This is a genomic window from Caballeronia sp. NCF2, from assembly GCF_023631205.1.
Lineage (GTDB): Bacteria > Pseudomonadota > Gammaproteobacteria > Burkholderiales > Burkholderiaceae > Caballeronia > Caballeronia zhejiangensis.
Window position 1 is genome coordinate 1 of the sequence record NZ_JALQDN010000069.1, and the last position, 12,912, is coordinate 12,912.

A 12,912-nucleotide genomic window follows, 5' to 3' on the forward strand; every position below is an offset into this window, starting at 1 on the left:
ACAGCCCGGCGCTCCGTTTACAACCACTTCTCGCTCCACAAACAAAAATGCCGTTCAGCGCTAACTGAACGGCATTAGCCCGAGCACGGGGATTTGTGAATAAGCCTTGAAATTCGTGGGGAAATCCCACAAGAAATCCGAGACAGGCGCAATGCAGGCAAACAATGCATTCACGGATTGGAAGAGACTTTCCACGCTTGGGCGTTCCTTTCTTGCTTCGGCCTGTCTGAGACAGGGGTTCGGGATGTTGATAAACGAGTCGTCGCGCGTGCCGCAATGGACGCGCAAACGTGTGCGAGGCCGCGATTATACGGGTCGGCGTCGTACATTCATCCGACGATCGTTTCGTGCAGAAAGGCGCTGGCGCAACGAGACAGTTAGTTGCAGCGAGAAATCAAGCTCATCTCATTCTTCTCTCGCACAATCACGTTCCCAACGCTGCTGGAGAATGAAGATGAAGATGACCGAACGCCTCGCGAAACTTCTCGTCGTGGCTTCGATGGCCCTGCTCGCGTCGCTCGTCAGCTTTGGCAATCTGACGGACTACGGCAGCAACCTGCAGTTCGTCGAGCACGTCATGCGAATGGACACGACGTTTCCCGGCAACGCGAACATGTATCGCGCGATCACGTCGCCGGTGCTTCAGCATCTCGGCTATGACGCGATCATTTTTCTCGAAACGCTCACCGCGCTTCTTTTCTGGACAGGCGTCATCGCGATGGCCCGCGCACTGCGCCAGGAGAGCGCGGCCTTCGCGCGAGCCAAACGCTGGGCGATCGCGGGCCTCACGCTCGGCTATCTCACCTGGCAAGTCTGCTTCATGTCGATCGGCGGCGAATGGTTCGGCATGTGGCAATCGCAGCAATGGAACGGCACCGAAAGCGCGTTTCGCTTCTTCATCACGTTTCTTCTGATATTGATCTTCGTGACGCGTAGCGAATCAGGTTGAACGCCGATCAGTTCAACGCGACCGCAGCCGCCGCGCCAACGGGCGTGCCTTCGATCGCCACCGACTCCTGCCCGTCCGGCCCCACGGGCACATCGCCGACGAGCGTCGTGCGATACAACTGGCGATCGAAGTCGAGATCGAAGATATCCGTCGGCGCGAGATGCGCGGTCGTGCGGTTGTCCCAGAACGCGATGCTGCCCGGCTCCCACTTGAATCTCACCGTGAATTCCGGCCGCGTCACATGCTCCCATAGCAGTTCGAGCAACACCTGACTTTCGCGCGGCGCGAGCCCCGCGATGTGCTTGAGAAAACCCGGACTGACATACAGCGCGCGTTCGCCGGTCTCCGGATGCACGCGCACCAACGGATGCTCGGCGACGAGCGTGTGATCCGTCACGGCCTTCGTGAACGCATCGGTGCCGCTTGCGCCTTGCGGCGGCGCGAAACGATGCACGCCGCGCAGACCATCGACGAACGCGCGCAGCGGCGCCGACAGCTTCTCGTATGCGATCACGAGATTGGTCCATTGCGTATCGCCGCCATAGGGCGGAATCGTGACGCCGCGCAGGATCGATGCGAACGGCGGATTCACCGCGGCAGTCACATCCGTATGCCAGCCCGTCCACGGACGCAGCACCGATTGCCCTTCGAAGCGCGTGGCCTTGCGAAACTTCGAAATCGAGTAAATCTCCGGATGCCCGTCGACGTGGCCGAACACCGGATGCCCCACCGTGAGCTCGCCGAAGTGCGCCGAGAACGCGATGTGTTGTTCGTGACTCAGGAACTGCTCGCGGAAGAAGACCACGCGCCATTTGAGCAACGCGGCGCGAATTGCTTCGACCTGTGCGGAAGACAAGGGACGCGTAAGGTCGACGCCGCCGATCTCCGCGCCGATATGCGCCGACAGCGGGCTGACAGTCACTTCCGTTTCATTCCCGATGGCCACTGCATTCATTTCGGATTCCTTTCGATAATGGATAAATGAAAGACGTGTCAACTGCCTTGCGCGCTCGAATCGTCAGCGAAGAAATAGTCGCGCCATGATTTCGGCTCGTGACGAATCACGCCGACCTTATGCAGGAACGTGCCCAGTTGGAGCGTGTTTTGCGGCGTCGTCGCGAAGCTCGCTTCCTTGTCGCTGAGAATGCGCTCGACGAACGCAGGCGAGAGCTTCGACCCGTCCTGACGAATATAGATGGCCGCCGCTTGAGCCTTGTCCTTCTCGACGAGCTTCGCCGCATCGTCGAGCGCCGCGCGCACGGCGGCGTAGGTCTTCGGATTGTCCTTGCGCCATTTGTCGGAAGTCACGACAACACTGCCCGTCGACGGTCCGCCGAGGATTTCGGTGGAACTCGTGACCTTGTGGATCTTCGGATCTTCGAGTTCCTGATACTGATAGGGCGCGTTGGAGAAATGCAGATTGACGACCGAGTTGCCCGATAACATCGCGGTCGTCGCATCGGCGTGCGGCATGTTGACTTCGAAACGGTCGAGCCGCGCATACTCGGCATCGCCGAACGCCCTGGCCGACGCCATTTGCAGCAGACGTCCCTGCTGCGACACTGCGACGGACACCACCGCGATGCGATCCTTCTCGCCAATATCCCTGATGCTGCGAATGCGCGGATCGTTCGTCACGAGATACACCGGCACCGCGCTTTGCGCCGCAATGGCCCGAAAATCCTGATGCCCGCGCGTGCGATCCCAGATCGTCATCAACGGCCCGATGCCGATAGTCGCGATATCCGCCGCGCCCGAGAGCAGCGCTTCGTTCACGGCCGCGCCGCCGGAAAGCGTGTTCCACTGCACGTCGATATCGAGGCCCGCGCGCGCGCCGGCCTTCTCGATGAGCTTCTGGTCCTTCGCGACCTTGAGCAGCAACGAGCCGATGCCATATTGATCGACGATCTTCACCTTGCCTTCGGCGTGCGCGCGATGCATCGGTAAAGCACATGCCGCCATCAACGCGAGCATGGCGAAGAGGCGATGCAATGAAGTCGTCGGGATCATGCGGGGATATCGTGGATGAGCGGCGAGCGATCAATGTACTAGCCGCTTCCTCACACGCGAACGAAGAAATCCCGATACGGATAGCTTCGTTCGCGATAAGCGCCAGGGCGGCGCTCACGACGATTCGATGCACTGCGCCGTTCGAAAGACGCAGTGCGGTGCAACATGCTTACCAGTGATAGTTCATGCCGGCGAACACCTGACGTCCGTAACCGAACGCACACCAGCTGCCGTAGTAGCACGACGCGACGTATTCCTTGTTGAACAGGTTCTGCGCGTTCACATACAGCTCGACGCCCTTGAACTGCGGCATGGCGCGGCCGAGATCGTAGTTCAGCGTGGCATCGACGAGGAAGAAGCTCGACACCTTGAAGCTGTTGTCGCTGCTATACGTCGTGCCGGTGTAGCGTCCGCCCGCGCCCATCGAGAGACCGGCGAGCGGTCCGCGATTGACCGTGTAATACGCCCACAACGAAGCCTGATTCTGCGGAATCGCGGGCAGGAACTTGCCTTCGAGACCGCTGTTGTCCTTCGTGTACTTCGTGCTGAGATACGTGTAGCTCGCCGTGACGTTCAACGAATCCGTGAGGCTCGCCTTCGCTTCGAGTTCGACGCCGAGCGAGCGCGCTTCGCCGACCGCCGACTGGAAGTTCGGGTTGTCCGCATTGACCGTCAGCAGATTCTTGCGCGTCAGGTCGAACAGCGCGGCCGAGAAGAACGCGTTGTAGCCCTTCGGCTGGAACTTCACGCCGACTTCATACTGACGTCCCTTCTCCGGCGAAAACTGCTGACCGTTGATGTCCGTGCCCGCTTGCGGCGTGAACGATTCGGTGTAGCTGACATACGGCGCGATGCCGTTATCGAACACATACGTGAGGCCCGCGCGACCCGTGAACGCGCGATCGAACTGATGCGACACGACGCCGTACGTCGTGTTGTTCGAATCGCTGCTCGCCCAGTCCTCGCGTCCGCCGAGCGTGAGAATCACGTTGCCCCAGCGCGCCTGATCCTGCGCATACACGCCGTATTGTGTGCCGCTCAGGATCTGGTGATAGCGGTCCGGCGGCGTGATCGCCTGGTTGTAGTTCGGCGCGAACATGTCGAGCGACGGCGCGGTGCCGAAGCCCGCATCGAAGTTGCTCGCATAGTGCTGGTAATCGAAGCCGAACAGCAGTGTATGGTCGATCGGGCCGGTCGAGACGTTGCCTTCGAGCTGATTGTCGAGCTGAATCGTGTTCAGGTTGTCCTTCGATGCAGCCGTGCCGCGATCGAGCGTGCGCAAGTCGTCTTCGAGCGCGCTCGCATAGACGCTCTTGTAGTCCTGCGCGAGATGCAGCAGACGTCCGTTCGAGCGGAACGACCACGCGTTGTTGAGCTTGCGGTCGAACTTGTAGCCGATCGATTCCTGCACGCGATTGAAGCTCTCGAAGTTGTGATCGCCGTCGTAGAAGTCGCTCGGCAGCTTGCCGTTCGGGTTGTAGAGCACCGTGCCTTGCGGCGGCACGCTGCCGTAGGACGTGCTGTCCGGATCGTGCTGATAGAGGCCGTACAGCGTGAGCGAAGTCTTGTTGTCCGGACGCCACGTGAACGACGGCGCGATCGCGATGCGCTTGTTGTACGTCGATTGCACTTGCCCGTCTTCCGAACGCGCGATGCCGGTGATGCGGTACAGATAGCGATCGTCGCCCGCGATCGGCCCGGAGAAATCGAACTTGGCCGACTTGTGCGCGTAGTTGCCGAACTCGATGCCCACTTCATGCAGCGGCACGACCGTCGGCATCTTGCTTTCCTGATCCAGCAGGCCGCCCGCCGCCGCCTGACCGTACAGCACCGAGACCGGGCCCTTCAGCACTTCGACGCGCTCCATCAAATACGGATCGATCTGCGGCACCGCGTACCAGCCGTTGTCGAGCAGCTTGAGACCGTTCCAGTACTTGTCGGCGTCGAAGCCGCGCACTTTGAGCATGTCGTAACGCGTCGCGATGCCGCCGCGCGTTTCGGGCGTCACACCCGACACATAGCGCACGGCCGCATTGAGCGTCTGCGCGTTCTGCTGATCCATCTGCTCGCGCGTGACGACCGAGACGGACTGCGGCGTCTCGAGGAGCGACGTGCCCGTCTTGAGCGCCGTCGATTCTTTCGCGACGTAGCCTTTCGTCGGACCATACGGTTCATCGACGTTCTGCGCCGTGACCTTCACCGCGGGCAGCGTGCTTTCGGCCGGCGCGTTCGACGCCGCAGCCGCCGATGCACCCGACGGCGCATCCGCGGACTGTGCGTGGGCGAGCGGCGCTGCCGCGAACAGCAGCAAGGCGGCCAGTTTCAAAGGCCGCATCGCGACCGGGCTCGTCGTTCCTGTCTTCATGCTCATTTCTTTTGGAGGTCCATTGCGTGTGAATGCGAATCGTTATTATTTGCGTCCGCATTGTGACAAGATGTTTTGTCTTTGTAAAGAATCGATTGGAAATCTTTAGTCCAAAAACGACACTCTCGATCTGCCCGAGCCGCGCCAGGCACGCATGGCCTGGACTGGATTCGTTAATGCGGATGCGGCCGACATCGCCGCCTTCATCGGCGCATGGACGCGCGCAGGTCAACGAGCCGCTTTCTTCTTCGCTTTCGTCTGATTCAACGAGATCGCCGCGCGCACGAGATTCTTAAGCGCGTGTGCATCGATCTTGTCGCCTTCGAAAAAATCGATGGCACGCCGCGCATTGCCTTCGAGGCTCGCGTTGAAGAGCTTGTCGGGGTCCGGCAGGCTCGCCCCGTGCGCGAAGGTGAGCTTCACTTTGTCCTTGTGCGCGTTGCCCACCGCGATCATGCCGTCGCGATACCAGACCGGGCTGCCCATGTACTTCCACTCCTCGACGATCCCTTCGTCCGCCGCGAGGATGATCTTGCGCACATTGGCGAAGGTCTCGCCGCGCCAATCCGCGATGCCCGCGATCAGTTCGTCGATACGTTCCGATGCATTCATGCATTTCTCCTGTTTTTATTCGTGAGCGACATCAGCGGATGAGGCCCGGACTGCCTATGGTGATTTGCAGCCTTTGCGCCTGATCGAGATGAAAGATGAATGAAGGACGCGAGCGGATCAGCAAGGTTCGCGCGTCCGCGCTGCGCGCCGTGCGGATATAGCCTTCGACGGTACGCACCAGCTTCTGCAACGAGACGATCTCGTGTTCGAGATACGCTTCGTCGAAATCGTAGGTGCTGGTTTCATCGAGCTCGGCGATCTCGCTGTTGCTTTGCTTCGTCAATGCGTCGCTCGTCGCGCTGCGTTGCGGCTCCGTGCCGAAGCGCTGCGTCAGCGTCATGATCTCCTGATTGACCTGCGCGTGTTCCGACACGATCCGTTTCGCGTAGACCTGCAGGCTGTTGGAGCGCGTCTTGCGCAACGCGAGATTGGCCGCCGCGATCTCGGCCTGATTCGCGACGAAGACGACGCCGAGCATCTGTTCATCCGTAAGCGAAGGCTCTTGCGCGTACACACGAGCCGTCCAAAAGAGCAACACGAGCAACGCCGCGACGATGCGCTTGCCGTTCATGCGCGCCTCCCGATCATGTCGACGGCGATGACTTTACCTTGAAACATGTGCTTCACCTGTCCGAAACGGTGGCCTTTCGTGTTCGATATGCGAGCCTTCAGGTCGCCCACTCCTCGCAAAGCAGCGTCCAGTATGGAGTGCAGGCCGATGCGTGGACTAAGATGTAGCCTTTGATCCAAACCAAGCTCCTGCCGCTTTTTACGAAGACGGCGGCACATCAACTTTCCCTTCAACTCTATGAACGCCGAAACGGTTTGGCCCGAGCAATCCTTCGACTGTGAAGGCTGGCGCGGCGAGATGGCTTCGCGCATCGCCAGCTTCGACTGGTCGGACACGGCCATGGGCCCGATCGATCGATGGTCGAAGAGTCTGCGGGCAGCCGTGCAACTTCTGCTTGCTTCGCCTGTGCCGCTCGTCATGCTCTGGGGCCGGCGCGGCACGATGATCTACAACGACGCCTATGCGGGCTTCGCCGGTGGACGTCATCCGTTTCTGCTCGGCAAGCCTGTCGAAGACGGCTGGCCCGAGATCGCCGCGTTCAATCGCAATGTCGTGGACACCTGTTTGTCCGGCGCAACGCTGTCCTACGCCGACAAGCGTCTCACGCTGCATCGCAATGGCCGGCCCGAAGACGTGTGGATGGATCTGCACTACAGTCCTGTCGCAGAAGACGACGGTCATCCGGCAGGCGTGATTGCCGTCGTCGTCGAAACGACTCGCAAGGTGCTTGCCGAAGACAAGCTGCTCAAGCTCATGCAGACGCTGGAAGAACGCGTCGCGGAAGCGGTCACGGCGCGCGTCGAGGCCGAGGAGCGGTTTCGTCAGGTGCAGAAGCTGGAAGCCATCGGCAATCTGACGGGCGGCGTCGCGCACGACTTCAACAACGTCTTGCAGATCATCTCCGCGAACCTGCAGTTGATCGAACTCGCGACGCGCGACAAACCCGATCTCACACGCAGGCTGCGCGTGATGAGCGAAGCCGTCGCGCGCGGCGGCAAGCTCGCCTCGCAGATGCTCGCCTTCGCGCGACGTCAGCCGCTCAATCCCGCCGTCGTCGATCCGGCGAAGCTCGTCGCGGACATGTGCGAGTTCCTGCAACGCGCGCTGCCCGAATCGATCAAGCTGAAGACCACGGTATCGTGCGATGCCTGGAATCTCTTCGTCGATCGCCATCAACTGGAAAACGCGCTGCTCAATCTCGTCATCAATTCGCGGGACGCGATTCATGAAGGCGGCAACATTCAGCTCGAAGTCTCGAACGCGACTCTCGGCGATCAGATGACGACCGGTCTCGCGTTGCCCGCGGGCGATTACGTGAAGCTCGTTGTTACCGACGACGGCGATGGCATGCCCGACAGCGTAAAAGCACGCATGTTCGAGCCTTTCTATTCGACGAAAGCCGAAGGCCAAGGCACCGGTCTCGGCCTGAGCATGGTGTTCGGCTTCGTGTCGCAAAGCGCGGGCTGCGTGGATGTCGAAACGCAGGTGGGCGAAGGCACATCCGTCGCGTTGTACTTCCCACGCTGCACGCAAGTCGAATCGACGAATGCGCACGGCGCGCGCCCGCGTGCATCGAGCGGCGGCGAAGTGGTGCTCGTCGTCGAGGACGATGCCGACGTGCGCCTCGCGACCATCGACATGGTTGCGCAGCTCGGCTACAAGGTGCTGTCGGCGCCGAGCGCGGAATCGGCGCTTGCCGTCCTGCAGAAGCATGGCCACGTCGATCTTCTTTTCAGCGATGTCGTGATGCCCGGCACGCTGCGCGCGAACGAGCTCGCGAAGATCGCGAGCGCGCCGCCGTATAACGCGACCGTGGTGTTCGCATCGGGCTATACGCGCGACATCATCTTTCACGAAGGGCGGCTCGACAAAGGCGTCGTGCTGCTGAAAAAGCCCTTCACGTTCGATGACCTCGCACGCACGATCCGCCATGCGCTCGATGCGCGGCGCTGAACGTCAACGCGACACGCGCGCCTTCGCCCAGTCGGCCTTCTTCGCAAGCGCGATGAACGCCGCGAGATATTCGACGCTGACATCGGCTTCGCGCGTGCCGAGATAAATCTTCTTCGCAATGCCCTTCCTCCCTAGCTTGAGCACGGCGAGCGGCATGCGGTCCGCGTATTCTTCCGCGAGCCAGCGTGGCAGCGCCGCGACGCCACGCGCACTCGCGACCATCTGCATCATGATGTCGGTCGTCTCGATCGTCTTGTGCCTTCTCGGCACGACATTCGCGGGCGTGAGGAACTGGGTGTAGATATCGAGGCGATCGGTTTCGACCGGATACGTGATCAGCACTTCCTGCGCGACCTGCTCCGGCGTGACATGAGCGGCATCGGCGAGCGTGTGCGCTTCGGGAACGACGAGCACCTGCTCGTAATCGAAGACGGGCGTGAAGCGCAAGCCCGGTTTCTTCAGCGGATCGGGTGTCACGAGCACGTCGATGTCGTAACCGAACAGCGCGCCGATGCCGCCGAACTGAAAGCGCTGCTTCACGTCTACATCGACATCGGGCCAGCGCGCGAGATACGGCGACACGACCTTGAGCAGCCACTGATAGCACGGATGACACTCCATGCCGATGCGCAAGGTGCCGCGCTCGCCTTCGGCATATTGCCTCACGCGCGCTTCGGCGAGTTCGAACTGCGGCAGCATGCGATTGGCGAGGCCAAGCAGATACTGGCCCGCCTGCGTGAGCCGCATGCTGCGCCCTTCGCGCGTCCACACCGCCGTGCCCAACTGCTGCTCCAGCTTCTTCACCGTATGGCTCAGCGCGGATTGCGTGAGGTTGAGCACGGCGGCGGCGGCGGTCAGCGAGCCTTGGCGCTCGACTTCTCGCACGACCATCAGATGCGCGCGTTCGAGCATAGGCGTCTCCATGAACGAATTTAATCGATGCATGAAATTAAACCATTTTTATTCATGCATGGGAAATTCTATCATCGTCGCCATTCACTCTCTTTCCGACGAGAACACGCAACGATGGCCACGACACACAACCTCGGTTTCCCGCGCATCGGCGCAAACCGCGAGCTGAAGTTCGCGCTCGAAAAGTACTGGAAAAAAAAGTCATCGCGCGACGAGTTGAAGGCGGTCGGCGCTCACTTGCGCGAGCGCCACTGGAAGCATCAGTCGCGTCTCGATCTCGTGCCGGCCGGCGATTTCGCGTTCTACGATCAGGTGCTCGACATGAGCTTCACGCTCGGCAATCTGCCCGAACGCGTGCGCGGCTTTCACGGCGATGCGCTCGACAACGCCTTCCGCGTCGCTCGCGGACGCTCTTCCGAAAGCGCTGAGGAACATGCAGCGTGCAGCGAGGGCGTGGCTGCGGGTGAGATGACGAAATGGTTCGATACCAACTATCACTACATCGTCCCCGAGTTCGATGCGGCGACGCAGTTCACGCTCGATACGTCGCGTCTCGTCGAGCAGCTCGGCGAAGCGCGCGCGCTCGGCGTGAACGCGAAGCCCGTCATCATCGGGCCGGTGACGTATCTCTGGCTCGGCAAGGCGAAGGACGACTCCGACAAGCTCGCGCTTCTCCCGCGCCTGTTGCCCGTCTATGCGGCGCTGCTCGATCACTTCGCGGCGCTCGGTATCGAATGGGTGCAGATCGATGAACCCGCGCTCGTCACCGAACTCGATACGCAATGGCGCGACGCTTTCGTCACCGCTTACGATGCGCTCTCACAACGACGCGTGCGCCTTCTGCTTGCGACCTACTTCGGCCAGTTGCAGGAGAATCTCGATCTCGCGTGCAAGCTGCCGATCGACGGCCTGCATATCGATGCGATCAACGCGCGCGATGACGTCGGCGCCGCTGCAAAGCTGTTGCCGGATTCGTCGGTGCTATCGGTCGGCGCGATCAATGGCCGCAACATCTGGAAAACCGATCTGAACGCCACGCTCGACTGGCTCGAACCGCTGCATGCATCGCTCGGCGACAGGCTGTGGATCGCGCCATCGTGCTCGCTGTTGCATACGCCCGTCGATCTTGCGAGCGAAATGAAGCTCGATGCCGAAATCAGATCGTGGCTCGCATTCGCGCTACAAAAGCTCGATGAACTCGATGTGCTCGCACGCGCCTTGAACGACGGTCGCGCCAGCGTCGCCGATGCGCTCGCGTGCAACGCGGCCGCGATCGCGAGCCGCCGCGCATCATCGCGCGTGCATAACCCGGCGGTGAAAGAAGCGCTCACAAAGATCGACGCGACGCTCGGCCAGCGCGCGAGCGCATACGAAACGCGCGCGCAGAAGCAGGCCGCGATGCTCGCGCTGCCCGCCTATCCGACGACGACCATCGGCTCGTTTCCGCAAACGAACGAAATCCGTCATGCGCGTCGTCAGTTCAGGAGCGGACAGCTCGATACAGCCACCTATCGCGCCGCGATGGAACGCGAAATCACGCGCGCCGTGAAGGAACAGGAGGCGCTCGGGCTCGACGTGCTCGTGCACGGCGAAGCCGAGCGCAACGACATGGTCGAGTACTTCGGCGAGCGGCTCGACGGCTATGCGTTCAGCGAGTTCGGCTGGGTGCAGTCGTATGGATCGCGCTGCGTGAAGCCGCCGATTCTGTTCGGCGATATCAGCCGTCCGAAGCCGATGACCGTCGAATGGACCCGCTATGCGCAAGCGCAAACCCAGAAGCCGATGAAAGGCATGCTGACCGGTCCGGTCACGATCCTGAACTGGTCGTTCGTGCGCGACGATCAACCGCGTTCCGAATCGTGCCGGCAACTCGCGCTCGCGATCCGCGCTGAAGTGCTCGATCTGGAGGAGGCCGGCGTTCGCGTGATCCAGATCGATGAGGCCGCGTTGCGCGAAGGCCTGCCGCTGCGCCGCGCGCAATGGGATGGCTATCTGCGCTGGGCGGTGGAAGCGTTTCGCATCGCCGCGAACGGCGTGCGCGACGAAACGCAGATACACACGCACATGTGCTATTCGGAGTTCAACGACATCATCGCATCGATCGCCGATATGGATGCCGATGTCATCACCATCGAAACGTCGCGCTCCGACATGGAACTGCTCGAAGCCTTCGACCATTTCAAGTATCCGAATCAGATCGGGCCGGGCGTGTACGACATCCACTCGCCGAATATCCCGAGCGAAGCGCAAATCGTCGCGTTGATGACGAAGGCAGCGGAGCGGATTCCGCGCGAGCGTCTGTGGGTGAATCCTGACTGCGGACTCAAGACGCGTCAATGGGACGAAGTGATTCCCGCGCTGCGCAACATGGTCGCGGCCGCGCATACGCTGCGTGCATCGGCCTAAATCGCTTCCTACGGTCAGCATGTTGCGGCCTGCGAGCTTCGTACGATATAGCGCGACGTCCGCATGGCGGCATTGCGGCATGGCCCTTGCTCGCCGAATACACATATCCTCGTCCAAAGGAGACGCGCATCATGAAACTCTATTACGCGCTCGGCGCATGCAGTCTCGCCGATCACATCGCGATGCACGAAGCCGGCCTGACCTTCGACCGCGTGAAGGTCGATCTGAAGACCAAGGTGACGGAAGACGGCACGCCCTTCGGCGAAATCAACCCGAAGAGTTATGTGCCCGTCGTCGAGTTCGACGATGGCAAGCGTCTCACCGAAAACGTCGCGATTCTTTCGTGGGTCGCGCAAAAAGCGCCATCGCTCGCGCCTTCCGGCGACGACGGCCATCTGCGTCTGCTGGAAATGCTTGCGTTCATTTCGACCGAGATCCACAAGCAGTTCGGACGCGTGTTCCGGCCGACATCCGATGCGGAAGCGTCGGCGGCGCGCGAGAAAATCGGCCAGCGCTTTGCGTATGTCGCGAAGACGAAGCGCGGCGATTATCTCTTCGGCAACGATGTAAGCGTCGCGGATGCCTATCTCTTCACGATGCTGACGTGGGCGCAGAAAATGGGCGTCGATATGCCCGCCGAGCTCCGGGCGTTCTACAAGCGCATGCGCGAGCGCCCCGCAGTGAAACTTGCGTTCGAGCACGAAGGGCTTGAATGAGGGAAACGCGTTGCTGGCCGCAAAGCCCGGAACGCGCCTTGCGCCATGCTTCGTACCAACATCGACTGACGGAGGCAGGTCATGCAAGCGAACAGAACCATCGCGTTTCGGCTTTACTGATGGCGCTCTCGGGCGGCGCATTCGCCGCAGCCGATCAGACGCAGCCGGGCGCAAGCCACGGACCGTCGAGCGCGAAGAACGCGCAGGATGCGGCCGGCATCACGCCGAACTCCGGCCACAGCAGCGCGCCGTCGACGGGGCCGTCCGGCGTGGGCGGCTCATCGAATGGAACGAGCGGCGCGGGTGCGGGCACACGCCAAGGATCGGGCGGCATGCAGCCGCGTCTGAACGGCAGCGGCGGCACGAACGGCCAAACGAGCCCGTCGACGACCGGCGGCGGCGCGCAAGGCTGGTAATG

At 61.4% G+C, this 12,912-nt stretch carries 12 protein-coding genes; 5 read left to right on the forward strand and 7 right to left on the reverse strand.

Annotation, left to right across the window (positions count from 1 at the left end):
* Positions 1 to 460: 460 nt before the first annotated feature.
* Complete coding sequence (locus NCS02_RS27265; RefSeq protein WP_250523380.1) at positions 461 to 949, forward strand: DUF2165 family protein; 489 nt, start codon at positions 461 to 463, stop codon at positions 947 to 949.
* A gap of 7 nt (positions 950 to 956) precedes the next feature.
* Here the strand turns inward: NCS02_RS27265 and NCS02_RS27270 are convergent, their stop codons facing one another.
* The 6 genes from NCS02_RS27270 to NCS02_RS27295 form a co-directional block, all read right to left on the reverse strand.
* Entirely contained in the window at positions 957 to 1,904 is a 948-nt protein-coding gene (locus NCS02_RS27270) for a TauD/TfdA dioxygenase family protein (protein ID WP_250520147.1), read from the reverse strand.
* Positions 1,905 to 1,942: 38 nt separating this feature from the next.
* Positions 1,943 to 2,959: an ABC transporter substrate-binding protein gene (locus tag NCS02_RS27275; RefSeq protein ID WP_008345925.1), complete on the reverse strand. Its 1,017-nt coding sequence runs from the start codon at positions 2,957 to 2,959 to the stop codon at positions 1,943 to 1,945.
* A 169-nt stretch (positions 2,960 to 3,128) separates the two neighbouring features.
* Complete coding sequence (locus tag NCS02_RS27280; protein WP_239295451.1) at positions 3,129 to 5,324, reverse strand: TonB-dependent siderophore receptor; 2,196 nt, start codon at positions 5,322 to 5,324, stop codon at positions 3,129 to 3,131.
* A gap of 228 nt (positions 5,325 to 5,552) precedes the next feature.
* Positions 5,553 to 5,936, reverse strand: coding sequence for a DUF1801 domain-containing protein (locus tag NCS02_RS27285; protein WP_239295450.1), 384 nt, complete (start codon positions 5,934 to 5,936; stop codon positions 5,553 to 5,555).
* 31 nt (positions 5,937 to 5,967) lie between these two features.
* Positions 5,968 to 6,507, reverse strand: a complete 540-nt coding sequence (locus NCS02_RS27290) for a DUF4142 domain-containing protein (protein WP_008345928.1) — start codon at positions 6,505 to 6,507, stop codon at positions 5,968 to 5,970.
* A complete protein-coding gene (locus NCS02_RS27295) occupies positions 6,504 to 6,848 on the reverse strand; it encodes a hypothetical protein (RefSeq protein ID WP_162483417.1) in 345 nt (114 codons plus the stop codon). Before NCS02_RS27295 ends, NCS02_RS27290 begins: the two co-directional genes overlap by 4 nt.
* Between NCS02_RS27295 and NCS02_RS27300 the strand changes: the two genes are divergently transcribed.
* Positions 6,745 to 8,460: an ATP-binding protein gene (locus tag NCS02_RS27300; RefSeq protein ID WP_372492626.1), complete on the forward strand. Its 1,716-nt coding sequence runs from the start codon at positions 6,745 to 6,747 to the stop codon at positions 8,458 to 8,460. The genes NCS02_RS27295 and NCS02_RS27300 overlap by 104 nt on opposite strands.
* 3 nt (positions 8,461 to 8,463) lie before the next feature.
* Here the strand turns inward: NCS02_RS27300 and NCS02_RS27305 are convergent, their stop codons facing one another.
* Complete coding sequence (locus NCS02_RS27305) at positions 8,464 to 9,372, reverse strand: LysR family transcriptional regulator (protein ID WP_250520148.1); 909 nt, start codon at positions 9,370 to 9,372, stop codon at positions 8,464 to 8,466.
* Between the two features lie 114 nt (positions 9,373 to 9,486).
* Between NCS02_RS27305 and metE the strand changes: the two genes are divergently transcribed.
* The 3 genes from metE (at position 9,487) to NCS02_RS27320 (ending at position 12,910) form a co-directional block, all read left to right on the forward strand.
* On the forward strand, positions 9,487 to 11,778 hold the full coding sequence (gene metE, locus NCS02_RS27310; protein ID WP_250520149.1) for a 5-methyltetrahydropteroyltriglutamate--homocysteine S-methyltransferase: 2,292 nt from the start codon (positions 9,487 to 9,489) through the stop codon (positions 11,776 to 11,778).
* Positions 11,779 to 11,909: 131 nt separating this feature from the next.
* Positions 11,910 to 12,494, forward strand: coding sequence for a glutathione binding-like protein (locus NCS02_RS27315; RefSeq protein WP_250520150.1), 585 nt, complete (start codon positions 11,910 to 11,912; stop codon positions 12,492 to 12,494).
* A gap of 119 nt (positions 12,495 to 12,613) precedes the next feature.
* The gene (locus NCS02_RS27320; RefSeq protein WP_250523370.1) at positions 12,614 to 12,910 is read left to right on the forward strand and encodes a hypothetical protein; all 297 of its coding nucleotides are present in this window, start codon (positions 12,614 to 12,616) and stop codon (positions 12,908 to 12,910) included.
* Positions 12,911 to 12,912 lie beyond the last annotated feature (2 nt).

Coding starts and splice junctions, on each gene's coding strand:
- NCS02_RS27300 (WP_372492626.1), top strand. CDS start 6,745: ATGAACGCCGAAACGGTTTGGCCCGAGCAATCCTTCGACTGTGAAGGC.
- NCS02_RS27295 (WP_162483417.1), bottom strand. CDS start 6,848: ATGGCCGTGTCCGACCAGTCGAAGCTGGCGATGCGCGAAGCCATCTCG.
- NCS02_RS27275 (WP_008345925.1), bottom strand. CDS start 2,959: ATGATCCCGACGACTTCATTGCATCGCCTCTTCGCCATGCTCGCGTTG.
- NCS02_RS27305 (WP_250520148.1), bottom strand. CDS start 9,372: ATGCTCGAACGCGCGCATCTGATGGTCGTGCGAGAAGTCGAGCGCCAA.
- NCS02_RS27280 (WP_239295451.1), bottom strand. CDS start 5,324: ATGAAGACAGGAACGACGAGCCCGGTCGCGATGCGGCCTTTGAAACTG.
- NCS02_RS27315 (WP_250520150.1), top strand. CDS start 11,910: ATGAAACTCTATTACGCGCTCGGCGCATGCAGTCTCGCCGATCACATC.
- NCS02_RS27265 (WP_250523380.1), top strand. CDS start 461: ATGACCGAACGCCTCGCGAAACTTCTCGTCGTGGCTTCGATGGCCCTG.
- NCS02_RS27270 (WP_250520147.1), bottom strand. CDS start 1,904: ATGAATGCAGTGGCCATCGGGAATGAAACGGAAGTGACTGTCAGCCCG.
- NCS02_RS27320 (WP_250523370.1), top strand. CDS start 12,614: ATGGCGCTCTCGGGCGGCGCATTCGCCGCAGCCGATCAGACGCAGCCG.
- metE (WP_250520149.1), top strand. CDS start 9,487: ATGGCCACGACACACAACCTCGGTTTCCCGCGCATCGGCGCAAACCGC.
- NCS02_RS27285 (WP_239295450.1), bottom strand. CDS start 5,936: ATGAATGCATCGGAACGTATCGACGAACTGATCGCGGGCATCGCGGAT.
- NCS02_RS27290 (WP_008345928.1), bottom strand. CDS start 6,507: ATGAACGGCAAGCGCATCGTCGCGGCGTTGCTCGTGTTGCTCTTTTGG.